Source organism: uncultured Pseudokineococcus sp. (genome assembly GCF_947495735.1).
In the GTDB taxonomy this organism is placed as follows: domain Bacteria; phylum Actinomycetota; class Actinomycetes; order Actinomycetales; family Quadrisphaeraceae; genus Pseudokineococcus.
Window position 1 is genome coordinate 615,169 of record NZ_CANMAA010000001.1, and the last position, 26,729, is coordinate 641,897.

At 76.6% G+C, this 26,729-nt stretch carries 21 protein-coding genes; 14 read left to right on the forward strand and 7 right to left on the reverse strand.

Annotated elements, in window-relative coordinates:
• The first annotated feature begins 66 nt into the window (after window positions 1-66).
• Both Q0848_RS02580 and Q0848_RS02585 read left to right on the forward strand, forming a co-directional pair.
• Complete coding sequence (locus tag Q0848_RS02580; RefSeq protein WP_299034356.1) at window positions 67-3,360, forward strand: glycosyltransferase; 3,294 nt, start codon at window positions 67-69, stop codon at window positions 3,358-3,360.
• Complete coding sequence (locus Q0848_RS02585; RefSeq protein ID WP_299034358.1) at window positions 3,357-4,622, forward strand: glycosyltransferase family 2 protein; 1,266 nt, start codon at window positions 3,357-3,359, stop codon at window positions 4,620-4,622. The genes Q0848_RS02580 and Q0848_RS02585 overlap by 4 nt, the downstream gene beginning before the upstream one ends.
• On the opposite strand, the gene Q0848_RS02590 is transcribed toward Q0848_RS02585, so the two are convergent.
• Window positions 4,537-5,292, reverse strand: coding sequence for a class I SAM-dependent methyltransferase (locus tag Q0848_RS02590; RefSeq protein WP_299034361.1), 756 nt, complete (start codon window positions 5,290-5,292; stop codon window positions 4,537-4,539). The two genes, Q0848_RS02585 and Q0848_RS02590, sit on opposite strands and share 86 nt — an antisense overlap.
• Window positions 5,293-5,780: 488 nt before the next feature.
• Here Q0848_RS02590 and Q0848_RS02595 point away from each other — a divergent pair, with 488 nt between their 5' ends.
• Complete coding sequence (locus Q0848_RS02595) at window positions 5,781-6,671, forward strand: bifunctional 2-polyprenyl-6-hydroxyphenol methylase/3-demethylubiquinol 3-O-methyltransferase UbiG (RefSeq protein ID WP_299034364.1); 891 nt, start codon at window positions 5,781-5,783, stop codon at window positions 6,669-6,671.
• Between the two features lie 20 nt (window positions 6,672-6,691).
• Entirely contained in the window at window positions 6,692-6,931 is a 240-nt protein-coding gene (locus tag Q0848_RS02600) for a hypothetical protein (RefSeq protein ID WP_299034367.1), read from the forward strand.
• A 52-nt stretch (window positions 6,932-6,983) separates the two neighbouring features.
• Here the strand turns inward: Q0848_RS02600 and Q0848_RS02605 are convergent, their stop codons facing one another.
• Window positions 6,984-8,939: a heparinase II/III family protein gene (locus Q0848_RS02605; RefSeq protein ID WP_299034369.1), complete on the reverse strand. Its 1,956-nt coding sequence runs from the start codon at window positions 8,937-8,939 to the stop codon at window positions 6,984-6,986.
• Window positions 8,940-9,085: 146 nt separating this feature from the next.
• On the opposite strand from Q0848_RS02605, the gene rfbB reads away from it, so the two are divergent.
• Window positions 9,086-10,099: a dTDP-glucose 4,6-dehydratase gene (rfbB, locus tag Q0848_RS02610; RefSeq protein ID WP_299034372.1), complete on the forward strand. Its 1,014-nt coding sequence runs from the start codon at window positions 9,086-9,088 to the stop codon at window positions 10,097-10,099.
• A 117-nt stretch (window positions 10,100-10,216) separates the two neighbouring features.
• Window positions 10,217-11,953, forward strand: coding sequence for a hypothetical protein (locus tag Q0848_RS02615; RefSeq protein ID WP_299034376.1), 1,737 nt, complete (start codon window positions 10,217-10,219; stop codon window positions 11,951-11,953).
• 27 nt (window positions 11,954-11,980) lie between these two features.
• Here the strand turns inward: Q0848_RS02615 and Q0848_RS02620 are convergent, their stop codons facing one another.
• Window positions 11,981-13,369, reverse strand: a complete 1,389-nt coding sequence (locus Q0848_RS02620; protein WP_299034378.1) for a hypothetical protein — start codon at window positions 13,367-13,369, stop codon at window positions 11,981-11,983.
• Window positions 13,370-13,441: 72 nt separating this feature from the next.
• Between Q0848_RS02620 and Q0848_RS02625 the strand changes: the two genes are divergently transcribed.
• The 4 genes from Q0848_RS02625 to Q0848_RS02640 are packed head-to-tail and all read left to right on the forward strand — an operon-like array spanning window position 13,442 to window position 17,085.
• Complete coding sequence (locus tag Q0848_RS02625) at window positions 13,442-13,981, forward strand: phosphatase PAP2 family protein (RefSeq protein ID WP_299034381.1); 540 nt, start codon at window positions 13,442-13,444, stop codon at window positions 13,979-13,981.
• Entirely contained in the window at window positions 13,981-14,928 is a 948-nt protein-coding gene (locus tag Q0848_RS02630) for a decaprenyl-phosphate phosphoribosyltransferase (protein WP_299034384.1), read from the forward strand. The genes Q0848_RS02625 and Q0848_RS02630 overlap by 1 nt, the downstream gene beginning before the upstream one ends.
• Window positions 14,929-14,968: 40 nt before the next feature.
• Window positions 14,969-16,333, forward strand: coding sequence for an FAD-binding oxidoreductase (locus Q0848_RS02635; protein WP_299034387.1), 1,365 nt, complete (start codon window positions 14,969-14,971; stop codon window positions 16,331-16,333).
• Window positions 16,330-17,085, forward strand: coding sequence for a decaprenylphospho-beta-D-erythro-pentofuranosid-2-ulose 2-reductase (locus tag Q0848_RS02640; protein WP_366146348.1), 756 nt, complete (start codon window positions 16,330-16,332; stop codon window positions 17,083-17,085). The genes Q0848_RS02635 and Q0848_RS02640 overlap by 4 nt, the downstream gene beginning before the upstream one ends.
• Before the next feature lie 88 nt (window positions 17,086-17,173).
• Here Q0848_RS02640 and Q0848_RS02645 read toward each other — a convergent pair whose 3' ends face one another.
• Complete coding sequence (locus tag Q0848_RS02645; RefSeq protein WP_299034390.1) at window positions 17,174-17,638, reverse strand: GtrA family protein; 465 nt, start codon at window positions 17,636-17,638, stop codon at window positions 17,174-17,176.
• A gap of 167 nt (window positions 17,639-17,805) precedes the next feature.
• Here Q0848_RS02645 and Q0848_RS02650 point away from each other — a divergent pair, with 167 nt between their 5' ends.
• From Q0848_RS02650 to manA, 3 genes are all read left to right on the forward strand, one after another.
• Window positions 17,806-19,341 (forward strand): DUF1800 domain-containing protein, encoded by a 1,536-nt coding sequence (locus Q0848_RS02650; RefSeq protein ID WP_299034392.1) that lies wholly within the window; start codon window positions 17,806-17,808, stop codon window positions 19,339-19,341.
• 8 nt (window positions 19,342-19,349) lie between these two features.
• On the forward strand, window positions 19,350-20,744 hold the full coding sequence (locus tag Q0848_RS02655; RefSeq protein ID WP_299034394.1) for a DUF1501 domain-containing protein: 1,395 nt from the start codon (window positions 19,350-19,352) through the stop codon (window positions 20,742-20,744).
• Window positions 20,745-20,812: 68 nt separating this feature from the next.
• On the forward strand, window positions 20,813-22,138 hold the full coding sequence (gene manA, locus Q0848_RS02660; RefSeq protein ID WP_366146349.1) for a mannose-6-phosphate isomerase, class I: 1,326 nt from the start codon (window positions 20,813-20,815) through the stop codon (window positions 22,136-22,138).
• Between the two features lie 21 nt (window positions 22,139-22,159).
• Here the strand turns inward: manA and Q0848_RS02665 are convergent, their stop codons facing one another.
• Complete coding sequence (locus Q0848_RS02665) at window positions 22,160-22,909, reverse strand: TIGR03089 family protein (protein ID WP_299034396.1); 750 nt, start codon at window positions 22,907-22,909, stop codon at window positions 22,160-22,162.
• Between the two features lie 145 nt (window positions 22,910-23,054).
• Window positions 23,055-24,113: a polysaccharide deacetylase family protein gene (locus tag Q0848_RS02670; protein WP_299034398.1), complete on the reverse strand. Its 1,059-nt coding sequence runs from the start codon at window positions 24,111-24,113 to the stop codon at window positions 23,055-23,057.
• Window positions 24,114-24,279: 166 nt separating this feature from the next.
• Between Q0848_RS02670 and Q0848_RS02675 the strand changes: the two genes are divergently transcribed.
• Entirely contained in the window at window positions 24,280-25,365 is a 1,086-nt protein-coding gene (locus Q0848_RS02675; RefSeq protein ID WP_299034400.1) for a DNA-3-methyladenine glycosylase, read from the forward strand.
• A 48-nt stretch (window positions 25,366-25,413) separates the two neighbouring features.
• On the opposite strand, the gene cofE is transcribed toward Q0848_RS02675, so the two are convergent.
• On the reverse strand, window positions 25,414-26,565 hold the full coding sequence (gene cofE, locus Q0848_RS02680) for a coenzyme F420-0:L-glutamate ligase (protein ID WP_299034402.1): 1,152 nt from the start codon (window positions 26,563-26,565) through the stop codon (window positions 25,414-25,416).
• Between the last annotated feature and the right edge of the window lie 164 nt (window positions 26,566-26,729).

Consider the following 26,729-nt stretch of genomic DNA (forward strand, 5'->3'; position numbering starts at 1 on the left):
GGCGTCCGGGGGGTTTGGCAGCTGGCGGCGGCCGGGCGGCGCGCCACCTCGGGCCGGGGCGCGGCGGTGGTGACGAAGACGCCGGCGACGCCGCCGCCGCCCAGTGCGGCCGAGCGCCTGGTGGCTTCCCCGTTCTTCGACCACGACTGGTACAACGCCATCACGGGCGGGACGCGCTCCCGCGCCGCCGCGGCCCGGCACTACGTGCGACGCAGCGAGGACCTCCAGCACTCGCCGCACCCGCTGTTCGACGTCGGGCACGTGCGCGACCGGCTCGCCGAGCTCGCCGAGCTGGCCCGGCTCGCCGAGCTCGAGCGGCTCGCCGAGCTCGAGCGGCTCGCCGAGCTCGACCAGCCCGCCCCTCCGCTCGTGGCGGCGGCGGGGGAGCCCGAGGAGGCGGAGGAGACCCCGGCGGAGCTCTTCCTGCGGCTCGTCTCCGACGAGCTGCCGCGCGAGCTCTCCCCGCACCCGCTGCTGGACGCCGAGCTCTACGTCGCCGAGCACCCCGAGGCGCTGTCCCACCGGGCCGGCGTCTTCGGCCACTACGTCCAGGTGGGCGCCTCCGCCGGGCACCGCCCGAGCTCGTGGTTCTCCCCGGCCGAGCACGGCGACCTCGTGACCTGGCTCGGCGCGCAGGGCGCTCGGTGGGCGCACCGGCAGTCGCTGCGCCCGCAGCAGGACAGGGCCCCCCGTCCCGCCGTCGAGATCCCGGACCCGCCCCCGCGCACGGCGGCCCACCCGGCGGTCAGCGTCGTCGTGGTCGCCGACGGGGTCCTGCCCGAGCTGCTGCTCGACTCGCTCCGGTCCCTCGCGGCCCAGGTGGACCGCGACTTCGAGGTGGTGCTCGTCCACCACGACGACCTCCCCGAGGCGGTGGTGGAGGAGCTGGCGCCGGCGGCGGGGCGGGGCGGTCACCGGGTGGTCCGCTCGAGCCGGCCCGGCGCCGCCCGGCTCCGCAACCTCGGCCTCGCCGTGGCGACGGCGGACGCGGTGGCCTGGCTCGTCGACGGGGCGGCCTGGGGCCCCGACCACCTGCGCACCTGCCGGTCCGTGCTCTCGACCGCGGTCGGGCCCGCCGTCCACGACGTGAGCGAGGTGCACCTGGGCCCGACGCCGAAGGCGGTCGCGGACCCGCCGACGCGCGCGACGCGGTACACGACCGGTCGCCTGACGCCCGAGGCCCTGGTGCAGGGGGCGACGGCCCCGCTGTCGAGCGTCCTCGTGCGGCGGTCGGCGGCCGTCGAGGCGGGCGCCTTCGACGAGGAGCTGCCCCTCGCCGCCGCTGCCGACGCCGACTGGCTCCTGCGCGTGGCCCTGGAGACGGGTGTGGAGCCGGTGCCGGCGGTCGGGACGCACGTCTGGTCCCCCCCGACGCCGCGCGGGCCGTACCGCGGCCGGACCCGGGAGGCCTCCGTGCGCGACCCGGGGGCGCTGAGCACCTGGGGCGACGTGGTCCTCAACCGCCGGGTGCTCGACTGGGACGAGCAGGTGACCCGCCCGCGGGCACCGGGCAGCGTCAGCGTCGTCATCCCGACGCACGACGACGTCGTCCTCACCGCGCGAGCCGTCGAGCGGGTCGTCGAGACGACGCGCGGCGGGGGCCGGGACGTCGAGGTGGTGGTCGTGGACAACGGCACCCCCCTGTCGGTGGCCGTGCAGCTGGACGCCCTCCCGCTGCGCCACCCCGGCGCCGTGGTGCGCGTGGTGGCGCTGGCCACGAACCACGGCTTCGCGCTCGGCAACAACTTCGGCCTCGCGGCGGCCACCGGCGAGCACGTCGTCCTGCTCAACAACGACACCGAGGTCCTCGACGGCTGGCTCGACCCCCTGGTCGAGGCCCTGCGGGACCCGCAGGTGCTCGGGGCCCAGTCCCTCCTGCTCTACCCGACCGGGAGCATCCAGTCCGCGGGCGTCGCCTTCCCGGCCGTGGGCGGCGTCCCGCACGCCTTCCTGCAGGGCTTCCCCGCAGAGGACGGCGTCCGCGCCCTGCCCGGCGCCACCTTCTCGGCGCTGACGGCCGCCGCGATGGCGGTCCGGGCCGTCGACGTCGCGCGCGTGCAGGGCCTCGACCCCGTCTTCCGCAACGGGATGGAGGACGTCGACCTCGGACTGCGCCTGCAGCGCGCGTCCGGCGGCCACTTCGTGGTGCGCCCGGACTCCCGGGTGGTCCACTACGAGTCGCGGGCGACGGGCAGGTACGCCAAGGCCGTGCAGAACCGGCGCGTCTACCTCGAGCGGTGGCGCGACCAGGCCCCGCGGGACGACGTCGACCTCTGGGCCCGAGCAGGTCTGGAGGTCGCGGGGCACGCCGTGCGCCACCGCATGGGGGCGGACGGCCCCGCCTCGCTCCCCGAGCCCCGCCTGTGGCGCAGGCCGAGGGTGGACGAGCCCGCGCCCCGCCTGCGCTGGGCCCTGAAGAACCCGGCGCCCGCGGGCGAGGAGGCCGAGCGCTGGGGCGACACCCACTTCCTGCGTGCGCTGGGAGCAGCTCTCGAGCGCCACGGGCAGGAGGTCGTCCACGACCACCGGGCCGAGTTCAACCGGGCCACGGGCGTCCACGACGACGTCGTGCTCGTGGTGCGGGGGCTGGCGCCGGAGTACGTGCCCGTCCCGGGCCAGGTGAACCTCCTCTGGCTCATCTCGCACCCGGAGATGGTCGGGCGCAGCGAGCTCGAGCAGTACGACGCCGTCTTCGCCGCGAGCGAGACCTGGGCGCAGCGCACGCGGCAGGGCTGGGGCGTCGACGTCGAGGCGCTCCTGCAGGCGTGCGACCCCAGCCGCTTCCACCCGGACGCCGGGGTGCCCGACACCGGCCACCCCGTGCTCTTCGTGGGCAACTCGCGGCTGCAGCGCCGGCTCATGGTGGGCCTGGCCGCCGACAGCGGCCTGCCGCTGTCGGTCTACGGGCCCGGGTGGGAGGGGCTCATCCCCGAGCGGTTCGTCAAGGGCGCGTACGTGCCCAACGAGGCCCTCGCCGCCGCCTACCGCTCCGCCGGTGTCGTCCTGAACGACCACTGGGAGGACATGCGCGCCGAGGGGTTCGTCTCCAACCGCCTCTTCGACGCCGTGGCCGCCGGCGCGCGCGTGGTCAGCGACGACGTCGCCGGGCTGCCGGCGGACTTCGGCCGCTCGGTCCGGGTCGCCCGCACCGCGGAGGAGCTGGGCGACCTGCTCCGCGGCGACCCCGACGAGGTGTTCGGCGACGACGCCGCGCGCCGTCGCGTCGCCGCGGCGGTGGCCGAGAGACACTCCTTCGACGCCCGCGCGGCGCGGCTGCTGGAGCGAGCGGTCCCGCTCTGGCGCGCCACGCACGCGCACACCCGCTCTGACACGGACACGCCCAGGAGGCAGCTGACATGAGGATCGTCGCCACGCTCATGGTGCGTGACGAGGTCGACGTCGTCGCCGCCGTGGTGGAGCACCACCTCGGCCAGGGGATCGACGCGCTGGTCGTCACCGACAACGGCTCCGTCGACGGGACGGCCGAGGTGCTGCAGTCCTACGCCGACCGCGGCCTCGTCGAGCTGCACCGCGACCCGGTCCACCGCAAGCAGCAGAGCGAGGTCGTGACCCGCATGGCCCGGCGGGCGCGCACCCGCTTCGCCGCGGACTGGGTGCTCAACATCGACGCCGACGAGTTCTGGGTCCCGGTCGACCGGAGCCTGGACCTGCGCCAGGCCCTCGAGCGGACCCCGCTGTCCCTCAACGCGTTCACCGTGCCGGTGACCAACCTCGTCGGGAGCGCCTCGCAGCCGGGGTCCTGGGCGAAGCGCCTGCTCTACCGCGACCAGCGGTCGGCCGAGGAGCTGCTGGGCGTGGGCGTCCACGCCCACCCGACGCCCGACGCGGTGCACCGCGGCGAGTCCGACGTCGTCGTCGCGCAGGGCAACCACTTCGTCAGCCTCGCGAGCAACGGGCAGCCGGACCCGGCCGTCGCGATCGAGGTGCTGCACGTCCCGTGGCGCTCCTGGGCGCAGGTGGAGCGCAAGGTGGTGCACGCGGGTCGGGCGTACGAGTCCAACCCCGACCTGCGGCCGAGCCCGCGGCACCACGGCATGGCCGACTACCGGCGCCACGCGGCGGGTCGCCTCCTCCACCTCTACGCGCTGCGCCTGCCGCCGCAGGAGAGCCTCGAGGAGGGCGTCGCGCGCGGCTCCTTCGTGGAGGACACCTGGCTGCGGGACCACCTCCGCGCGCTGGTCGAGGAGGGTCGCGCGCACCAGCCGGAGCTGCTGGCCCCTCTGCTCGCCGACGTCCCGGCGGACCTCGAGCCCGAGCGGCACGCCGACCTGGTGGAGACGGGCGCGCTGCTGACGGCCCTGGAGCGCGAGACCGCGGACGCGCTGGAGCAGTCGCGGGAGACCATGCGGCTGGCCCGGCGGCTGGGCTCGGAGCGGGACAGCGCCCGGCGCGCCCTCGAGGAGGCCCGGTCGGAGCGCCGCGAGCTGGCGAGGCGCCTCGCGCGCCAGGAGAAGGCGTCCCCGCCGCCCGTCGCCGACGACGTCCGGAGGGTGGGGGCGCGGGTGCTCACGGGGGTCAGGCGGCGGGCGGGTCGCCTGCGGCGCGTCGTGCGCGCTCGAGCACGAGCAGCGACTGGCCGTCCGTCTCGCCCCCGCGGCTGAGGTCGACCACGGCCAGGCCGCTCGCCGCCACGAGGTCGGCGAAGAAGTCCTCGTCGTAGCGGACGCAGTGCAGCGGGCCCTCCCAGGCGAGCGGCCCGTAGCCGGGGGGGTTCACCGACCAGGAGGGGACGCCGCGCTCCACGAAGGCCGTGACGACAGCCCGTCCGGCCGGCGCCAGCACCCGGCAGACGCCCTCGAGGTACCGGGCGGTGTCGTCGGCCGTCATGTGGGAGAAGACGGAGTAGGCGTGCAGGACGTCGACGGAGGCGTCCTCGGCGGGCAGGTCGCGCACCGCCGTGCCCCCGGGGTTGTAGCGGGCGTTGGGGTCGTCGACCCGCACGAAGGAGATGCGGTCGGTCGCGAGGTTCGCCTGCGCCCAGGCGACGTGGTCCGCCTGGACGTCCACCCCCAGGTAGGACCCGAACTCCGCCCCGGTGGCCCGCAGGCCCACGGCCAGACGTCCTGCGCCGCAGCCCCAGTCCAGGAGCCTGCTGGCGGCGCCGAGGCCCGCGCGCTCCTGCAGCCCCCGCACGTCGCGGGCGGCGAGCCGCCGGTAGTCCTGGTCGTCCGTGAAGTGCGCACCACCGGTGCGCAGCTCCAGCGGGGGCAGGGGCACCTCGCCGGCGGGCGGTGCGGACGGGGGCCGGGCGTCGTCGTCCAAGTCCTGCATGTCCCGATCCTAGGCGCCTCGCCCCCTCGGCCACCGGGACGGACCACCGGTGGTGGGCCCGGCGCGGGAGCGACCCCGGTGCGCTCCCCAGGCCGGGCGTTGACGGCGGCTCGGCCATCGAGGATGGTCGCGGTCCGACGGACAGCAGCGCTCTCGAGGAGGTCGACGTGCACAGCAGAGCCGGACGCGCGCTGCGGCGCCTCCTGCCCACACCGGTGCGGCGGCGGCTCTGGCGGGTGCGGCGCGATCTCGACCGGCGGGGGTGGCTGCCGCCAGTCCTGGTGCCACCACCCACCGGCGCGCCGGCTCGGCGGCGGCACCCCTCGCGGCCGCCGGGGGCGGACCCCGCAGGACGGGGAGGGCCTCCGGGACCTGCGGGCCCCTCAGGACGTGCGGGGCCTCGGGGACCGGCCGGACCTCCCGGACCTCCCGGCCCTCCGGGGCCTCCGGGGCCGCCGGGGCCTGCGGGACCTCCGGTGCAACCCGCGATGCCGGCGGGAGTCGCCTCGCCCGCGCCGTCCCGGACCCGGCAGGAGCTCCGGCGAGATGCGGCGTTCGCGGGGGCTCCTCGCGACGGTCTGGTGCTGGAGATCGGCCCCGCGCACAACGCGGTCCTCCCGAAGCGCGAGGGCTTCCGCACGAGGACCGTCGACTACCTCGACCGCGCAAGACTCGTCGAGAAGTACCAGAGCTTCTCGCAGTACTCGCCGGACGACATCGAGGACGTCGACTACGTCCTGGCACCGGGCGCCCGCATGAGCGAGGTGATCACCGAGCGCTTCGACCTCGTCATGGCCTCGCACGTGCTCGAGCACACGACCTCGCTCGTGCACTTCGTCGAGGAGTGCACGAGCCTCCTGGCACCGAACGGCGTCTTGTGCCTCGTGGTGCCCGACAGCCGGTACTGCTTCGACAGGTTCCGGGAGCGGAGCTCTCTCGCCAGGGTGATCGACGCCGCGCTCAACCCCCCGGCGGTGCACACCCGGGGGACGCTCACCGAGTTCGGCATGAAGGCCGTCCGCCACCGCGGCACCACGTCCTGGGCGCCGCTCCACCGCGGGACGTACGAGTTCGTGCACGACATGTCCGCGGTGCACGAGCTGGCGGACGAAGCGGCGTCGGGGCAGTACGTCGACGTCCACAACTGGGTCTTCACGCCGAACCACCTCCGGCTGCTGCTCGCAGACCTCGCCGACCTCGGGTACGTGCAGGTCCGCGAGTCCTGGTTCCACCCCACCGTGGGCCACGAGTTCTTCCTCAACCTCAGACCGGGTGCCGACGTCACCACGAGCAAGCGGGAGCTGCTCGGTCTCGCGACCGAGGAGCTGCGCACCCTCGACGCGGCGGTGTTCTCCGGCGAGGACGGCGCGGAGGGCTGACGCCGTCCTCGCCGGCGGCGGTGCCGGCCGGCCCGAGACGGCTGCTCGGCGACGTCGCCGTCGCCTGCGTCGTCGTCGACGAGATGCCCGACGCGCTGGTCCCGTCCGTCCGGACGACGCGCACGACCGAGGTCGCGGGCTCCCGTGTTGAAGGCCACCGGGACCTCTTCGACGGCGACGACGCGCGACGCCGGGTGGCGCGCGACGTCTGCGACGAGCACGTGCGGAGGAGGCTCGCGCCTCCCGGCTGGTGGGGATGACGATCGCCCTCTGGCGTCGACGCCCGGGCCGCCGCAGACCAGCGCAGGGGGCTCAGCGCGGGATGAAGGAGACGACGATCCCGGCGGCGGTCGTGCCACTGCTCGCCGGCCAGGTGGTGAGGTCGAGGTCGACCGACCGCCATCCGGAGGTGGACACGCCGCCGGCGGGCGCGGCCGGCGCCGCCCGGACGCGGAAGGCGCCGGGCGTGGAGCTGCCGAGGCGGACCTCCAGGGACTGCCCGTCGATCGTGAGGACGGCGGAGCGCCCGCCGCGCTCGAGGCGCACGGCCGCCTGCGTCTGGATCTTCCAGCGCAAGGACGTCCGCTTCGCGAAGCGCGACGTGTCCTTGACCGTCACCACCTCGCCCTGCATCGTCACCTCGCGCCGCGCGGACATGGCCTGCAGCGCGGAGGTCGTGTCGACGCCGACCATCGCCCGCCCGCCGGAGAGCGCCTGGGGGGCGGTCACGGCCGCTGCGGCCCCCGCCGGCTGGTTGACGCCCGCCCGGGCGAGCGTCGAGTGGCCAGCGGTGGACCGGCGCCAGTACCCGAAGCGGTTCGCGCCCGAGAGGTAGCCGGGGAGGGAGTAGGAGTCCTGGCCCGGGTCGTCGACGAAGCGTCGGCCGTTCGCGTCGAGGACCAGGCTCCCGAGGTCGAGGTGGCTGTGGTTCGCGCTGTTCCACCCGCCCTTGACGCCGACCCACGTCGCGTCCTTCGCCCAGCTGCTGCGCAGGGTCGCCACCCCGGAGCGGGGGAAGGTGCGGCGCGGGGCCTCCGCCGCCGCAGGGGTGGTCGTCGCGGGTCGGGTCCAGAGCAGCAGCAGCGTGTCGGGGTGGCTCTGGGCCAGGCGCTGCTGGCCCAGCCAGTCGCCGAGGGGGTCCCCGCCGTGCCGGGCGTTCCACAGGGGCAGCCAGGGCATCATCAGCGCGCCGTCGGAGTCGCTGTAGGTGAACGGCCGCCCTGAGGGGCCCGTCGAGTGGAGGTAGTACCTCGCCGCGTCGGGCACCGCCTGCACGAGCCGCCGGCCGCCCTCGCCGTAGGAGAGCGTCATGGAGGCCGAGAGGTAGGCGAGGTAGCGGTGGGACAGGACCGCGTAGTTCGGCCCCTCGAAGCTGCCGCCGTCGCCGCCGCTCACGGACGTGGCGCGGTTGGCCCGCGGCAGCGCCTGCTTGACCACCGCGCCGGCGAGCGCCTCGTCCCGCTCGGCGACGACCATCGCGGCCATCACGGCACCGCTGTTGACGATGACGCCCCAGTTGTGGCGCGACTCCGTCATCCAGATGCCGCGGTTCCAGCCGGCGCAGGCCGGTGCCAGCAGGTTGCGGGTGAGGGCGTCGAGGACCTGCGCGCGCTGCGCGCCGCTCAGGCGGTCGGCGACGAGGCTGTAGCCGAGCGCCACGGTGGTGCCCACCTCGGCCGCCTCCAGGAGGGAGTCGTCGGCGGTCAGGGCCGTGGAGGCGCCCCAGGACGGCATCTTCGACCAGGCGAGCACCTCGTCGGCGACCCGGCGGGCGTACGTGGCGGACGACGTGGGGGTCGTGCCCTCGGCGAGGGCCGGGGAGCGGCCGTCCGCCACGACCTCCTGGGCGTAGCGCAGCCGGAGCATCCGCTCGGCCGACGCCCGCGCGCCGAGGGAGAGGTTCTTCGCCGTCGGCAGGGGCGCCGACAGCGCGGCGTCGGCGAACTTCAGCTGCTGGCGCGTGCGCACGCCCTCGGGGCTCGAGGCGGTCGTCGTGGCCCTGGCCTCGACCGTCCTCGCCCACGCCATGTCCTCGGGGCCGATGACGAGCGCGGCACGCCCCTCGCCCGAGGCGACCAGCTTCTGCATCGAGGCGTCGGCGGGCAGGGAGCAGGAGCCGACGCGGACCGTCGCGGCGGCGTCGGCCGAGGCGGGCGTCAGCACCACGGCCCCGACGACCAGGGCCAGCACCGCGCGCAGCACCGTGCGCGGGGCGGGACGCTCGCGCGCCGTCCGAGGAGTGCGGTCGAGGTGCGGTGCGGTCTCCATCACCCCAGGGTCGTCGGCACGCCGCGGCCCCCTCCCACCGGCGGGGGCGAGATGTCACCCGATCGCCGCAGCGCCCGGTGCCGGGACACCGGGCGCGCCGGGGCTCGTAGGGTGAGGCGCCAGACCGCCACGACCGAGGGAGAACGATGCGCCTGCTCGTCACCGGGGGTGCCGGCTTCATCGGCGCCAACTTCGTCCACCAGACGGTGCGCGAGCGCCCGGGCGTCGACGTGACCGTCCTCGACGCGCTCACGTACGCGGGGGACCGCGCGTCCCTGGCCGACGTCGCCGAGCGCATCTCCTTCGTCGAGGGCGACGTCGCCGACGCCGACCTCGTCGCGCGCCTCGTCGCGGGCAGCGACGCCGTCGTCCACTTCGCCGCCGAGAGCCACAACGACAACTCGCTCTCGGACCCGAGCCCGTTCGTGCGCACGAACCTGCTGGGCACCTACGCGCTGCTGGAGGCCGTGCGGGCCCACGACGTCCGCTACCACCACATCTCGACCGACGAGGTGTACGGCGACCTGGAGCTCGACGACCCGCAGCGCTTCACCGAGCAGACGCCCTACAACCCCTCGAGCCCGTACAGCTCCACGAAGGCCGGCAGCGACCTGCTCGTGCGGGCGTGGGCGCGCTCCTTCGGGGTGCGCGCCACGATCTCGAACTGCTCGAACAACTACGGGCCCTACCAGCACGTCGAGAAGTTCATCCCCCGGCAGATCACCAACCTCGTCGACGGCGTGCGCCCGAAGCTGTACGGGGCGGGGGAGAACGTGCGGGACTGGATCCACGTCGAGGACCACAACAGCGCGGTGTGGGAGGTCCTCGAGCACGGCCGCCTGGGCGAGACCTACCTCATCGGCGCGGACGGCGAGCTGAGCAACAAGCGCGTCGTGGAGCTCGTGCTCGAGGCCTTCGGCCGCGACGCGGGCGACTACGACCACGTCACGGACCGACCGGGCCACGACCTGCGCTACGCCATCGACTCGTCGAAGCTGCGCACCGAGCTCGGGTGGACGCCCCGGTACACCACCTTCGAGGAGGGCCTCGCGGCGACCGTCGACTGGTACCGCGCCCACGAGGAGTGGTGGCGCCCGCGCAAGGCGGCGACCGAGGCCCGGTACGCGGCCAGCGGGCAGCGCGTGGTGACGCGCGCCTGACGCCGGTGGGGCGCGCGTCCGGCCCGGGCAGCGGGCGGTGACCGAGCGTCGCCGACCGGAGCGCTGCGCGAGCAGCCCTGTCGTCGAGGGCCCCGTGCGGACCAGTACGTTCGGGACGTGAGCGTCCAAGCACCCCCGCGACCGGAGGCCGTGCGCGCGACGACGTCGACCCGCTGGAACCTCGTCGTCCTGCTCGCCGTGACGGGCGCCTTCGCGGCCCTCGCCTGGACCCGCCGGTGGGTCAGCGACGACGGCCTCATCGTCACCCGCACCGTGCGCCAGCTGCTCGCGGGCGACGGACCGGTCTTCAACGCCGGCGAGCGGGTGGAGGCCAACACCTCGACGCTCTGGACCTACCTGCTCGCGCTGGTCGGGGCGGTCGTCGACGTCGACCTCGTCCGCCTGTCGGTCTGGGTCGGCCTGGTGCTCTCCGTCGTGGCCGTGGCCGTGGCCGTCGACGCCTCCCGGCGCCTGCACGCGGGCGCCCCGGGCTCCGAGCGACTCCTCCCGCTGGGCGCCCTCGTCGTGCTCGGGCTGCCGCCCTTCTGGGACTTCGCGACGTCGGGACTGGAGACGGGCCTGGTCTTCGCCTGGCTCAGCACGGCCTACTGGAGCCTCGTGGTCAGCTCTCGCGCAGGGGCGGCGGGCTCCCGGCGCGGCCCGCTGGTCGCGGTGCTGCTCGGACTGGGGCCCCTCGTGCGCCCGGAGCTCGCCGTGGCGAGCGCCGTGCTGCTGCTCGCGCTCTGGTGGCGACGGGGAGCCGGGCTCCGCGCCGGCGTGCTCCTGCTCGCCGCCGGCATCGCACTCCCCGTGGCCTACCAGGTCTTCCGGATGGGCTACTACGGCGTCCTGGTGCCGCAGACGGCGATCGCCAAGAGCGCCGGAGCGGCGCTGTGGGACCGCGGTCTCGTCTACCTCCTCGACCTGGTGGCGCCCTACGCGCTGGTGGTGCCCCTCGTCCTCGTGGGTGCGGCCACGGTGCTCCTCCTCGCCCGCGGAGCGCGCTCGCGCGACCGCGCCGACCTGGTCCTCGTGGCGGCCCCCCTCGTCGTCGCGCTGGTCCTGGCGACCTACGTCCTGCGGGTCGGCGGTGACTTCATGCACGCGCGGATGCTGCTGCCGCCGCTGCTCCTCGTGCTGCTCCCCGTCTTCGTCGTCCCCCTCTCGCGGCTGCGCCTGGCACTGGTCATCGGCGCAGCGGTCTGGGCGCTGGTCAGCGCCGTCGCGCTGCGGCCGGACTACGCGAGTGCGGACCCCCCGCTCGACCTCGGGTCCGGCATCGCCGACGAGCGCGCCTTCTGGGCGTCCTCGGTGGGCGAGGCGAACCCCACGACCGCCGCTCCCTTCGTGGCGTCGTTCCACGCGCTGGCGACGGAGGTGGCCGAGGCGAGGCCGCAGGGCCTCGTGTGGCGCAACCGCTCCGCCCAGCTGCCGGTGGCGGAGCAGCTCCCGTGGGACGTGGCCGTCGTCACGAGCATCGCCGGCACCGGCGGGAGCATGACCCAGCTGGACGAGGCGGTCCTGGACCCGTTGGGCCTCACCTACCCGCTGGCCGCCCACATCGAGCTCGGTGCCCGGGACCGGCCCGGTCACGAGAAGGTGCTGCCCGACAGCTGGATCGCCGCCGACGCCGTGCAGCCCGGCGCCGCCCTGTTCCCCGACGGGCCCTCGCCGCAGGAGGTCGCCGCGGCGCGGGAGGCCCTCGGGTGCGGCGACCTCGCGGAGATGCAGGACTCCGTCCGGGCGCCGCTGACGCCCGAGCGGTTCGTGGCCAACCTCCTCGGGGCCCCGCACCGGACCTCGCTCACCATCCCGAGGGACCCCGCGCAGGCGGTGGCCGAGCTCTGCCCGTGAGACCGGTCCGGCTCGCGGCGGGCGCGGTCAGCGCAACGAGGTGCAGGGCAGGTCGACGACCCAGTTCGGCCGGTCGGGCGCGATCTGGACGCGCGCGCTGACGAGCGACGGATCGGCTCGGCACTCCTGCGCGGCGGCCAGGACACCGGCGTCCCACAGCGGGCCGACCCGGGTCGCCGCCTCCGGGCGGAAGCTGGGGAGGACGGTCACGGCGCCGAGCACGAGGACGAGGGCCAGCAGCGCCCCGGCGAGCGGCCGCGGGAAGCGGTCCAGCGCCGCCTGGAGACCCGCGGCCGCCACCGCGAGCAGCAGCAGCATCGGGACGACGGAGTACCGGCTCGAGGGGTTGGGGTCGACCCCGAAGGCGAACGGGTCGAAGCGGTCGCTCCACGAGACGGCTGCGGGCACGACGAAGAAGACGACGGAGGCGGGCGCCGCGGTCAGGGCGACCCACCTCGTCCGCGCGTCCACCAGCAGGGCCAGGGCCCCGGCGACGCCGAAGGGGACCAGCGCGGCCACCACGACGAGCCAGCCGTGCTGCTCGAAGAGGGACGCAGCTCGGCCCAGCCCGGTCATGAGCGTGTAGGGGACGCGGGTGAGGTAGGCCGCGAGCACCTCGCCGGTCGCGGGCGTCGGGTCGCCCGGCCCGCGGTCGGTGCCCAGGACGACGAGGGCCTGCACCGCGCTGGACAGGACGAACGCCGCGGTGACGACGTGGTCCCGCAGGCCGCGCAGCAGGACGACGCGAGCCAGGACCAGGGGGGCCAGGATCGCCGTCAGCGGGTCGCTGCCCATGGCGAGCACCACCACGCCCGCGGCGAGGGCCGCACCCGACCGGCTCGTCGGCCGGCTGGTCAGGGCCCAGAAGGCCGTCGCCATGAGGAACCAGTGGCTGTTCGCGGTGTTGCCGGCCGCCTCGAGCCCGGCGGTCGGCAGCAGCACCACCATGCTCGCGAGCAGCCCCCGGACCACCGGCGAGGGCAGGTGGCCGCGAGCGAGGGCGAACGTCGCGGCGGCGCAGACCCCGACCACGAGGGAGGCGAGGACGGCGAACACGTCGTCGGCCCACCTCGGCGGGACCTCGCCCGCGACGAGAGCGGCCAGCCGCGGCACCAGGTGCATGTAGCCGGCGTAGGGCTCGGTCGTGCTCGCCGGCCAGCCGATCACCAGCTGGTCCGTGAGGAAGCGGGTGCCGTCCTCCGCCCAGATGGACCCGGCCGCGCCGGGCGGCAGCCGCAGGTAGGCGGCGATCGAGGCCAGGAGCGCGCCGAGGAGGTACCACCGGCGCGCGGACGGCGACGAGCGGTCGAGGAGCGGGAGAGCCGCCCCGGCCAGCGGGGCGCTCCGTGCGCGCAGCGCGTCGACCCGCCGCCCGCGGGCCGCGGTGGTGGTGCTGCCCGCGGTCGACGACGCCATGGACGTGGACAGTAGAGGACGCGTCCGGCGGGGCCGGTTCGCGCGGGCCCGCGCGGCGCCTAGCCTGGGGGCGTGCCTGACGTCCTCGCGAGCCCTCCTCACGTCGACGTCGCCGTCCTGCGCGGGGTGCGGCGCGCCCTGGACCGCCCGGTGCCCGTGGGTGCGGCGCGCGCGCTCTCGACCGTGGGCGAGCACGCCGCCGGCTGGACGCTGGTCGCGCTCAGCGGTGCGCTGCTGCGGCCCGCCGAGCGCCGGCCCTGGCTCGAGGCCGGCGCCGTCGTCCTGGCGTCCCACGCGACGAGCGTCGTCCTCAAGCGGGTCGTGCGCCGGCCCCGGCCGGACCTCGCGGACGCCCCTCCGCTCGTGGGCACCCCCAGCCGCCTGAGCTTCCCGAGCTCGCACGCCACGAGCACCACGGCCGCCGCCGTCGTCCTGACCCCCTTGCTCGGTCGGTCCCCGGCGGCGAGGGCTGTGGCGGTGGCGCTCGTCGCGGCCATGGGGACCTCCCGGGTCCTGCTGGGCGTGCACTACCCGAGCGACGTCCTCGCCGGCTCCGCCCTCGGCGGCGCCACCGCGCTCGGCGCGCGCCGGCTGCTGCGCGGGCACCGGTGATGGCGGCCCCGAGCCGCACCACCACGGTGACCGACCGCCGCACGGGCGACCCGGAGCGCGGCGCGAGCCCGCTCGGCGTGCTGGTCGGCCTCGTCCGCACCGCCCGCCCGCGGCAGTGGGTCAAGAACGTCCTCGTGCTGGCCGCGCCCCTGGCCGCCGGGGTGCTGCTGCAGCCCTCGGTGCTGGTGGCGACCGCGCTCGCCTTCGTCGTCTTCTGCCTGGCCGCCTCGGGCATCTACCTCGTCAACGACGCTCGTGACGTCGAGGCCGACCGCGCCCACCCGGTCAAGCGGCACCGCCCCATCGCCGCGGGCGTCGTGCCCCCGGGCCTGGCCGTCGGGGTCGGAGCCCTCCTGCTCGCCGCGGCTGTCGCCCTGGCCGCGCTGACGAGCTCCGCGGGGCTCGTCGCGGTGATCAGCACGTACGTCGTGGTCCAGCTGGCCTACTGCTTCTTCCTCAAGCACCAGGCGGTCATCGACCTCGCGGTGGTCGCCTCCGGCTTCCTGCTGCGGGCCATGGCGGGCGGCGTCGCCGCGGGCATCGCCCTCTCGCAGTGGTTCCTGCTCGTCGCCGCCTTCGGCTCCCTGTTCATGGTGGCGGGCAAGCGGTACTCCGAGCACCGGCTCGTCGGCCCGGACGAGGCGGCGACGCGCTCGGCGCTCAAGGAGTACTCCGAGAGCTACCTGCGCTTCGTGTGGAGCCTGTCGGCCGCCGTGGCGGTGACCGCCTACAGCCTGTGGGCCTTCGAGCTGACGACGCCGGAGTCCGGCAACCCGTGGCCGGCCCTGTCCATCGCCCCCTTCGTCCTGGCTCTGCTCCGCTACGCGGTGGACATCGACCGGGGGAGCGCCGGGGCGCCGGAGGACATCGTGCTCGGCGACCGGACCCTGCAGGTCCTCGGCGTCGCCTGGGTCGTCATCATCGTCATCGGCGTCAGCGTCGCGTGAGCGACCCCGCCGCCCCCCGAGGCAGATCGAGAGGCCGCTCGTGAGCACCACATCGAACGCTCCCCGCACCGCGCTCAGCGGCTGGGGGCGCACCGCGCCGTCCGTCGCGACGCTGGTGCCCGCCGGCACCGACGAGGACGTCCGCCGCGCCGTGCTGGGCGCCGGGGACCGGGGCGTCCTGGCCCGCGGGCTCGCGCGCAGCTACGGCGACTCGGCCCAGAACGGCGGCGGCACGGTCCTGGACATGACGGCCGCCGCGCGCGTGCTGTCCATCGACACGACGACGGGCCTGGTGTCCGCCGAGGCGGGGGTCTCCCTCGACACCCTGGTGCGGGTGCTCCTGCCGCTCGGGCTCTTCGTCCCGGTGCTGCCGGGGACGCGGCAGGTGACGCTCGGGGGAGCGATCGCCGCTGACATCCACGGCAAGAACCACCACGTGAAGGGGAGCTTCGGCAACCACGTCGTCTCCCTGGACCTCATGACCGCCGACGGCCAGGTGCGGACCCTCACGCCCGAGGGCGCGCCGCGCCTGTTCTGGGCCACGGTCGGCGGCATGGGGCTGACGGGCGTGGTCCTGCGGGCGACCGTCCGGGCCGTGCCCGTGGAGACGGCCTACTTCTCCGTCGACACCGAGCGGGCCACGGACCTCGACGACCTCATGGCGCGGCTCCAGGCGGACGACGACCAGTACACGTACTCGGTGGCGTGGATCGACCTCGTCGCCAAGGGCAGCTCGACGGGGCGCGCGGTGCTGACGCGCGGCTGGTCGGCGCGCCGGGACCAGCTGCCGAAGAAGCTGGTCGACAAGCCCTACCACTTCGCGCCGCGCTCCCTGTTCACGGCGCCGGACGTCTTCCCCTCGGGCCTGCTCAACCGGGCGACGATCACGGCCTTCAACGAGGCCTACTACCGCCGCGCCCCGAAGGAGCAGCGGGGAGCGATCCAGTCGATCGGCCAGTTCTTCCACCCGCTCGACATCGCCAAGGACTGGAACCGCGTCTACGGGCGGCGGGGGTTCCTGCAGTACCAGTTCGTCGTCCCCTTCGGGCAGGAGGACGCGATGCGGCGGGCGGTCGCCCGGCTCTCCCAGGCGGGCACCGCGTCGTTCCTGGCCGTCCTGAAGCGCTTCGGGCCGGGCAACGAGGGCTTCCTGTCGTTCCCCACGCCGGGGTGGACGCTCGCGCTCGACATCCCCGTGGGGGCGGGGCTCGGCAAGCTGCTCGACGAGCTCGACGAGCTCGTGGTCGAGGCCGGCGGCCGGCTGTACCTCGCGAAGGACTCGCGCGCCACCGCGGCGACCCTGCACCAGATGTACCCGCGCGTCGACGAGTGGCGCGCGGTCCGCGATGAGGTGGACCCGCAGCGGGTCTTCACCTCCGACCAGGCGAAGAGGTTGGACCTGTGATGGACGCCGTCGGTGACGTGCAGCGCGTGCTGCTGCTCGGTGGGACCTCCGAGATCGGGCTCGCCGTGGTGCGCCGGCTCGCGGGGGAGCGGAAGGTCGCGGTCGTCCTCGCCGGCCGCCCGACGCCGCGCCTGGACGAGACGGCGCAGGAGCTGCGGGGCGAGGGCCACGCCGTGGAGGTCGTCGGCTTCGACGGGACGGACCGCGCCAGCTGGGCCCCGGCCGTCGAGTCCTCCTTCTCCGGCGGGGACGTGGACGTCGCCGTCGTGGCCTTCGGCGCCCTCGGGGACGCCGAGCGCGACTGGCAGGACGCCGCCGCCGCCGCGGACCTCGTCACGGTCAACACGACGGCGCCCGTGGCGCTCGGCGTCGACGTGGCCGCCCGCTTCCGCCGGCAGGGCCACGGCGCCTTCGTCGTGCTCTCGAGCGTGGCGGGGGAGCGGCCCCGGCGCTCGAACTTCGCCTACGGGGCCACGAAGGCCGGTCTGGACGCGTTCTTCACCGGTCTGCGGGAGGCGCTGCGCCCGGAGGGCATCCGGGTGCTCGTGGTCCGCCCCGGGTTCGTGCGCACCAAGATGACGGAGGGCCTGTCGGCGGCGCCCCTGGCCGTGGACGCGGCCGCGGTCGCCGAGGCGGCCGTCACCGGTCTGCGCGGGGGACGGGAGACCGTGTGGGTGCCGGGGGCGATGCGGTACGTCATGTCGATCCTGAGGCACGTGCCCTCCGCGATCTTCCGCCGCCTCCCGATCTGAGCGAGGCCCGGGACGCCCCGGTCGGGACCTCTCGCGGGTCTCGGCCGGGGCGTCCTGCTGCGCCTGGTGCCGACGGGCGCAGGAGCCGCTAGACCCGCGGCGGAGCGCTCGTCGGCGGGAAGACGTAGGTGCGGAACGTCCAGAACCGGAACGCCATGGCGAGCGCCATGCCGACGACGTTGGCGGACAGGTTGTCCACGAGCGGGCTCGTCCACCCGAGCACCTCGTGCGTCAGCACGAGGCAGAGGTACTGGATGCCGGCGGCCAGCACGCTGAAGACGACGAACAGCACGTACTCCCGCACCACCCGGTCGCTGCGCCGGTCGCGCCAGGTGAACCAGCGGCTCCCCGCGAACGCCACGGCGATGGCGAAGACGCTCGAGACGACCTTGGCCGTGAGCGAGCCGACGTCCGCGAGCAGGATGAGCGCGTTGAAGACGGCGAGGTCCACGGCGTAGGCGGCGCCGCCCGTGAGCAGGAAGCGGGCGATCTCGGCGTGGCCGGGGGCGAGGCGGTCGAGCCCGCGACGGCGCGTCGTGGGTTCGGACGTCATGGGGATCCTCCGCGCACCGGGCGGCCCGGCGCCACCGTCGCCGCCGAGGATACGGATCCGTCCTGCGGGGCCCGCCCCCGCGGAGCCGGACCGGCGCTCGGGCGACGTCCGCCGGCGCGGGCCGGGCGGCGCTCAAGGGCCCGCAGCACCACGACGATGTCGTGGTCATGGCTCTCCCCACCCGCGGCGTCCTGCGCGCGCAGCGCGTCCCGGAGCCCCGCCCCGCCACGGCGGCGGTGGTCCCGGCCGTCGTCGACGAGGCTGTGTGCCGGCCGGCGCCCGACCCGGCGGCGGAGGCGGCGGCCGACCTGCACCTGCTGCGCCGGGCGACCTGGGGCCCGACCCCGGAGCTCGTCCAGGAGGTGTCCGCCGTCGGCCGCGAGGCCTGGGTGGACCGCCAGCTGGCGCCCCGGCACGTGGAGGACGCCGCGTGCGACGCCGTCCTCGCGCGCCTGCCGCAGGCGGCGCTGAGCAGCGCGGCGGCGTGGGGCGGGGGCGTCGAGAGGTACGCCTGGACGGGGATGTTCGCCCTCGGGCAGGCCACCCTCGTGCGCCAGGCGTGGAGCCGGCGGCAGCTGCTCGAGGTGGTCGTCGACGTCCTGTCCGACCACCTCCACGTCGCCAGCCCCTCGGACGACGTCTGGTACTGCCGGATGGACTACGACACCACCGTCCTGCGCCGCCACGCCCTCGGCCGCTTCGAGGACGCGCTGGTCGCCTCGGCGCAGCACCCGGCGATGCTCTGGTTCCTGGACAACGCCCGCAGCACCAAGCGCGCCCCGAACGAGAACTACGGCCGGGAGCTGCTCGAGCTGCACACCGTCGGCGTGGACGCCGGCTACACCGAGGCCGACGTCGTCGCGTGCGCGCGGCTGCTCACGGGCATGACCGTGGACCGCGCGAGCGGGCTGCACGTCTTCCGCCCGACCCAGCACGACACCTCCGCGGTCCGCGTCATGGACTGGAGCGCCCCGGCGCACGCGGCGGCGGACGGCGCCGCGCTGCAGGTCTCGCTGCTGCGCCACCTGGCCCGTCATCCGGCCACCGCCCGCCACCTCGTCACCAAGCTGGCCCGCCGCCTCGTCGCGGACGACCCGCCCGCGGCGCTCGTCGACCGCCTGGCGCGCGTCTACCTCGACGGCGGCACGGCGATCGCGCCGGTGGTGCGCGAGCTGCTGCTCGCCCCGGACGCCCTGGCGGCGTCGACGCCGAAGACCAAGCGCCCGCGCGAGGACCTGGTCTCCGCGCTGCGCGCGCTCGGTCACCGCCCCGACGCCACGGGCACGCAGGGTGTGGCGTCCCTCTACTGGATGGTGCGCAGCCGGGGCCACGCGCCGGCCGACTGGGCGCCGCCCAACGGGTTCCCCGACGTCGCGGGCGCCTGGGCCTCGGCGTCGGGGTCCCTCGCCGCCTGGGACCACCACCTGGAGCTCTCCTCCGCCTGGTGGCCCAAGGGCCTGGGCTTCACCGCCGCCCGCGACCTCCTGCCCGCGGCACCGCCGGCGACCGTCGGGGCGCTCGTCGACGCCCTGGCGCTGCGCCTGCTGCACGAGCCGCTGGCGCCGACCGAGCGCGCCGCCGTCGTGGCCTTCACCGGCCGCGCGGCGCTCTCCCCGCTGCGCGGCGACGACGAGTGGCTCGGCTGGCGCCTGGCCTCGCTCGCCTGCCTCGTCCTCGACAGCCCCTCCTTCGCGACCCGGTGAGGTCCCCCGTGAGCCCCTCGGACATGAAGCCCCTGGACATGAGCTCCCCGCGCACCAGCTCGCCGGTCCCGCGGCAGCGCCGGGCCGGTGGTGCGCCGGAGACCACCTCGGCCGCCCCCTCCTCGGCCGCCCTGTCCTCGGCGGGGTCGTCCCCGGCGTGCGGCTGCGACGAGGGCCGGCGGGCCGGCGTGAGGCGCCGCTCGGTGCTGGCGGGCGCGCTGGCGGGCGCTCTCGCGCTCACCGTGGGCGACGCGTCCACCCAGGTGGCGCTGGCCGAGCCCGGCTACGACGGCGACGCCCTCGTCGTCCTGTCCCTGCGCGGCGGGCTCGACGGCCTGTCCGCCGTCGCGCCGGTCGGCGACCCCGCCTACGCCGGACTGCGCCCGGACATCGCCGTGCCCGCCTCGGTCGCGCACCGCCTGGACGGGGTCTTCGGGCTGCACCCCGCGCTGGGGCCGCTCCTGCCGCTGTGGCGGGCGGGCTCGCTGGCCGTGCTCCACGCCGTCGGCATGGGGCAGGCCAACCGCTCGCACTTCTCGGCCATGGAGGAGATGGAGCGGGCGGCACCGGGCACGACCCTGCGCACGGGCTGGCTCGACCGGATGGTCGGGGGGACGGGGAGCGGGTCGGTCTTCTCGGCGGTGCAGGCCGGTCGCTCGATGCCCTCGGCCAGCCTGCGGGGGCCGACGGGCGAGGTCGCCTTCCCCGCGCTCGCCGACCTGCGGCTCCGCTCGCCGGGCCGGGGCGAGGAGGGGCGCAGGGCCGCGGCCCTGCGGGCGATGCACGCCGGGGCCCGGGACGTCGTCGCCGCCCCCGCGACGGCCGCGCTCGACGCGACGACCCGCGCCGCCGCCCTGCTGGCCGGCCGGCCGGCGCCGCCCGTCGCCTACCCCGCCTCCGACCTCGGGCGCTCGCTGCAGGACGTCGCCACGCTCGTGCGCGGAGGCGCCGGCCTGCGCGCCGCCGCCGTGGACGTCGGGGACTGGGACATGCACGTCGGCATGGGAGCCCCGACCGACCCGGCGGGGTGGATGCACGGCAAGCTCACCGATCTCGCCGCCTCGCTCGTGGCCTTCGCCGCCGACCTGGGGCCCGACCTGCAGCGGGTCGTCCTCGTCACGCTCTCGGAGTTCGGCCGCACCGCCGAGCAGAACGGCTCGGGGGGCACCGACCACGGCTACGGCAACGCGGTCCTGGTGCTCGGCGGGGGCGTCGTGGGCGGGCGGGTGCACGGGCGCTGGCCCGGCCTGGCCCCCGAGGCGAGGGTGGGCGGCGACCTCGCCGTCACCACGGACTACCGCTCGCTGCTGGCCGAGGCCCTCGTGACCCGGTGCGGCCTGTCGCCGTCCACGGTCTTCCCGGGCCAGGTGACGCCCACGCGAGGCGTCTTCCGCGCCCGCTGAGCGCGGAGGCGCCCGCCCGCGCTGCTGCGCAGCCCCCCTGCTCGAGCCCGCCCCGTAGCCTCGCGCGGGTGGAGCTGATGACGGGCGTCGTCCGGGACTACGCGTGGGGGTCGCGCACGGCCCTCCCCGAGCTGCTGGGGCTGGCCGCCGACGGCGGCCCGCAGGCCGAGCTGTGGCTGGGCGCCCACCCCGGCGCCCCGGCCACCGCGGGGGAGGAGCCGCTCGACGCGCTGGTCGCCCGCGACGCCGGCGGGGTGCTCGGGGCGCGCGTGCGCGAGCGCTTCGGCGACCGCCTCCCCTTCCTGCTCAAGGTGCTCGCCGCCGAGGCGCCGCTGTCGCTGCAGGTGCACCCGGACGAGCAGCAGGCCCGCGAGGGCTTCGCGCGCGAGGAGGACGGCGGCGTCCCCCTCGACGCGCCGCACCGCAGGTACAAGGACAGCCACCACAAGCCGGAGATGCTCGTCGCGCTGACGCCCTTCGAGGCGCTGTGCGGCTTCCGCGACCCGTCGGTCGCCGCCGCGGCGCTGCGCCGGATGGACGTGCCGTCAGCCGGCCGCCTGCTCGAGCTGCTCGAGGGGGAGGACCCCGAGCGCTCCCTGCGCGAGGTGGTGTCCTACCTGCTCTCCGGGTCCGACGAGGTCGCCGCCCTCGTGGAGGACGTCTCCGCCGCGTGCGCCGACGACGTCGCGACCGACGTCGAGGAGGACGGGGACCCCGACGGGGCGCACGGCGGCCCCGCCCCGCTGCCGGACGAGATGGGCCCGGGGGAGGACGGAACGGGCCCCGGGGACGGCGGGACCGCGCCCGAGCCGATGGCCGAGGCGGCGCCCGGGTCCGTCGACGGCGCCGTCGACCCCGACCGCCGCACCGTCGCCGAGCTGTCCGCCCACCACCCCGGCGACCCCGGGGTCCTCGTCGCGCTGCTGCTGCACCGCGTCCGGCTGGAGCCGGGGGAGGCCGTGTGGCTGCCGGCGGGCAACGTCCACGCCTACCTCAGCGGCACGGGCGTGGAGCTGATGGCGGCCTCCGACAACGTGCTGCGCGGCGGCCTGACCGCCAAGCACGTGGACGTCGAGGAGCTGCAGCGGGTCCTGGACCCGCGCCCGGCGCCGGTGCCCCGGGTCGAGCCCTCGGGCGGCGACGGGGTGCTCACCTGGCGCCCGGGGCCCGACGAGGTCGAGCTGTGGCGCCTCGCGCCCGAGGGCGGGCGCACGCTCGAGGGTCCGCCCGACGGCCCGCGCGTGGTGCTGTGCACCCAGGGGCGCGTGGAGCTCGCGGGCCGGGACGGGTCCCTGCGCCTCCAGCGGGGAGGCAGCGCGCTCGTCCGCGACGACGACGGGCCGTTGCGGGTCTCGGGCGACGGCGTCGCCTGGGTCGCCGCCGTCCCGGCCTGAGGCCGGGACGGCGCAGCTCCCTCAGGCGCGGGCGGTCGCCTGCTCCTGGGCCGCCAGGTCGTCCAGGTCCAGGCCGGCCTCGCCCGCGACCGCGACGACCGAGCCGTCGCGGCGCAGCGCACCGAGGACGAGGTCGGGGCCGAGGTCCTCGGCCAGGCCGAGGACGCGCTCGCCCGGTCGCCACTCGCAGATGCGGGCGAGGTCGTCCGCGAGCTCGAGGACGCGCCGGTCCTGGGCCTGCTCGTCGACCGCCAGGACGTCGTCGCGTCCCGTGACCTCGGCGTTGTAGTCCAGCGCTCCGGGCGGGCCGCCCTCGGTGCGGCGCGAGAGCGCCGGGGTGTCGACCACGACGACGCGGGCGGCCGGGCCGACGGGGCCGTCGGCCGTCGTCACCAGGACGGCCGGCGGCTGGGGCTCCAGGTCGTCGAGCATCTCGCCCTCGTCGCCGTCCCACGACGGCTCCGCCCCGAGGCACCACGTGGCCAGCGCGATGACGGCGGTCCGCCAGCCGGCGGGGAGGGCGAGCTCGACGACGTCGCCGGGCTCGACGTCGCACTCGTTCGCCAGCAGGTCGGCCGTCTTGGCCACCCAGTTCACCAGCACCCGCGCTGAGAGCTCGACGCGCTCCCCGTCGAGGCCGTACCAGGTCAGGCGGGGGCGGCCCGGGTCGGCCTCGACCAGCGCCTCCAGCAGCGACGGGACGTCGCGCGCCCGGGCGACGCCGGGCGGGACGGCGGCGGTCGACGGGTCGTCCTGCGGGGGCTGGGGCACGGCGGAGCTCCTCGGGCGGGTCGGTCGTCTCGCGGCGGGGCTCGCGGGGAGGCCCGCCGGCTCGTCCGCGACCCTACGGGCGCCGCACCCGCCCCGCCGGGTCCGGGCCCCGACGGGGCGCTCGTGCCGCTGCGCCCGCGGCCGGTCAGCGAAGACGCTCCAGCGACAGCTCCTTGCCGCGGACGGTGTCGATGATGGCCTGCAGGCTGCCCGAGGTGTGCTTGGCGGTCCCGTGCATGAGGACGACGCCGCCCGCCTCGACGGGGGCGGTGGAGGCGTTGCCGTACCTGAGGGCCTCGACCATCTGGGCCCCGGTCCTGCCCGCCCAGTCGCTGGTGTCGTGGGTCCAGCGGCAGACCGTGCAGCCCTGGGCCCTGGCCAGGGCGGTCAGGCGGGTGTTGTAGGACCCGGCGCCGTAGGGCGGGCGCAGGAGGGCGGGCTTGGTCGTCGCCTTCACGCCCTTGTCGATCTGGCGCCGCAGCTCCGCGTCGCCGACGCCCTCCAGGGACGGGTGGTCGTAGGTGTGGTTGCCGAGGAGGTGCCCGGCGGAGGTGATCTCCCGCATGAGCGTGGGGTTCTTGTCGCGCCAGGTGCCGTTCATGAAGAAGCGGCCCTTGACGTCGTTCTTCTTCAGGGTGGCGAGGATGGAGCGGATCTGGGCGGCGGAGCCGCCGTCGTCGAACGTGAGCCACACGTCCTTGCTGGTGTTGCCGCACCTGGCGATCGTGGTGATCTCGGCCTGGCTCATGGCCCGGGGGGTCCTGTAGCCCTTGGACACGATGGCGCGGGAGTGGCTGCCCTGGACGGTGAGGTCCCTGGCTCCCGGCTTCGAGAGCACCGCGGTGCCCGTCATCGTGTAGTCGCCCGCCGGACCCAGGCGCAGGTAGCAGCTGCGGGACGTCGTGCCCTGCACGGGGTTGTGCCACGTGCCGCTGTCGCAGCTGACGACGCTGCGGTGCTCGTTGGTGGTGGCCGGCGCGCCGGACATGCTCTTGACCGTGTAGCCGGGGGGGACGTCCTTGACGGTCACGACGGCGGGGACGGTGCCACCGGGGGCTTCGCGGGTCGCGGCGCTGACGCTCACCGTGGGTGCGGGGCGTGCGGCGGTGGCCGGCGCCAGCGGCGCCGCGGCGAGAGCCAGCGCGGTCAGCGCGGCGGCGGTGAGCGGGACGAGGCGCGTCCGCCGGAGCGGGGAGGTGGTCACGAGGTCGCCTTCCGTGGCGCTGGTCTGGGGTGCGTGGTGCGTGCTCCGAGGGGGATCGGTCTCGGGACCGCCGACCTGACGGTCCTGACCGGGTCGCCCTCGGGTGGACCAGCGTCAGCGGTCGGGCGCTCCCGGCGCCGTCGGTGGCCCGAGGCAGACTGGTGGGGTGACCGAGGCCGCCCGCTCCCTGCCGCCCGCCGCGCGCGGGCTGGTCGGCGGACGCGGCGCGGTCCGGCTCCCCCTGGAGCCGACCTCGGCGGCGTCGGGTGGAGGCCGGGCACAGGGCTCGGCGGGCGGCAGCGCTCCGCGCGAGCGCACGTGGCGGCCCGGCCGCGAGCTCGACGTCACGGCGGTGCTGGCGCCCCTGCGGCGCGGGGCCGGCGACCCGGCGGTGCGCCGCGGGCCGGGGGGCGAGCACTGGTGGGCCACCCGCACCCCGACGGGCACCGGGCTGCTGCACCTGGTCCCCGTGCCGGCGGAGGGGGTCGTGCGGGCGCGCGCCTGGGGGGACGGCGCCGACCACCTGCTGGAGCGGGTGCCCGTGCTCCTCGGCGACGGCGACGACGACGCGGGCTTCGCGCCGCGGGCGGGCCACCACCGCCTGGTGGAGGCCCACCGCCGGCACCGCGGCTGGCGCGTCCCGCGCACGGGCGCCGTGCTCGAGGCGCTGGCCGGGGCGGCCGTGGAGCAGGTGGTCACCGGGGTGGAGGCCCACCGCGGGTGGCGACGGCTGCTCGAGCGCTTCGGCGACCCGGCCCCGGGCGCCCCCGCCGCGGACGGCGGGCCGGCCGCCGGCATGCGCGTCCCGCCGTCCGCCACCGCCTGGCGGTCCGTCCCCAGCTGGGAGTGGCTGCGCGCGGGCGTCCAGCAGCGGCGCAGCCGCGTCGTGCAGGTGGCCGCGCGCTCGGCGGGCGGGCTCGAGCGCACGCTGGCGCTCCCCGCCGAGCAGGTCGAGGCGGCGTTGCGCAGCCTGCCCGGCGTCGGCGTGTGGACGGCGGCCGAGGTGCGCCAGCGCGCCCACGGCGACGCCGACGCCTTCTCCTTCGCCGACTACCACGTGGCCAAGGACGTCACCTGGGCGCTCACGGGCGAGGTCCTCGACGACGACGCCTGCGCCGAGCTGCTCGAGCCCTACCGGGGCCACCGCCACCGCGTGCAGCGGCTGCTGTCCCTGGCCGGCCACCGGCGGCCTCGGCGCGGGCCGAGGATGACGCTCCCCACCCACACGCCCGCGAGTGCCGGGGGGCGCTGACGCCGTCGCCGGACCGGTCCTGCCGGGCCCCGGCGAGGCCGCCCGCCCTCAGGCGGTCGCGCCCCCCGGCCCCAGGACCACGACCAGCACCCGGGCGGAGGCAGCGCCCGCCGTCGCCGCCGCGCTGCCCGCGTGGCCGGGGGCGGCCGCCGGGCCGACGTGGACGGACGCCGCCAGGCCCTCCGCCCACAGCGCCACGCGCACCCGCTCGGCGAGCGCGCCCACCGCGACGGCGTCACCCACCACCTCGACAGCGGCGCCCGCGGCCTCGGCCACGGCCTCGGCCGGGCGCACCGCGTGCGCCGCGGCGCCGTCGGGCGCCCCCGCACCCGTCGCCACGGCGAGCGCGCGGCGCACCCGGGCGGGCTCGGAGTCCGTCGTCGGGTCCACCGGCGGGGCCTCGACGGCTCCCGGGGGCGAGCCGAGGGCCGCGCGGACGGCCTCCACGTGGCCGTGGGCGAACCAGTCGCCGGCCCCCGTGCGCGTGCACCCGGCCGCGCCCTCGCCGTCCGGACCGCCGACGGGCGAGGGGGCCGCGGGCCCCGACCCTCGCCCTGAGGTCGAGGGCCCGGTGCTGCCGAGCCCGCGCACCAGGGCGACCGGCGTCCCGGCGGCCTTGCCCTTGACGAGGTCTCCCAGGGCGGCCACCTCGTCCGCGACCGCGCGCACGGTCACCTCCAGCGGGCGCCCGAAGCGGTCGACCTCGCCGCGGACGTCGTCGAGGGCGCGCAGGCCCGCGGCGCCGAGTGCCACGTCCGCGACGCCCACGCGCCACGGCCGGCCCGTGGTGTCGGACACGACCACGGCCGGGGTCCGCCCCGTGAGCTCGGCGACGCGGGCGCGTAGCGCGCGCGCCGAGGCATCCGGGTCCGCCGGCAGGAGCAGGACGGTGCCCGGCTCCACGTCCGAGGCGTCGACGCCGGCCGCCGCCAGGACCGGGCCGCTGCGCGACTGCACGACCCGCGTCGTCGAGCCGCCCGCCATGGTCCGCTCGGCGACCACGCGCACGGTCTCGGCGTCCACGGCGGCGGCGCGGCCCCGGGCGCGGACGGAGCGGCCCTCGGCCTTGGCGACCACCTTGCTGGCCACCACGAGCACGTCGTCGTCGCGCAGCGCGAGACCGGCGCGGGCCACCGCGTCGACGAGCACGGCGCCGAGGTCGTGCCCCGCGCGCACCTCCGGGATGCCGGGCAGCGCCACGGCGCGGACGGAGAAGCCGTCGACGGGCTGCGGCGGGGTCGGCGCGGGGCGCCCGGCGGGGGAGCCGGGGACGGCGGGGCGAGCGGCCGGGTCGGGAGCGCCCTGTCCCTGAGCGCCGGGTCCCTGAGCGCCCTGTCCCTGAGCGCCCTGTCCCCGAGCGCCCT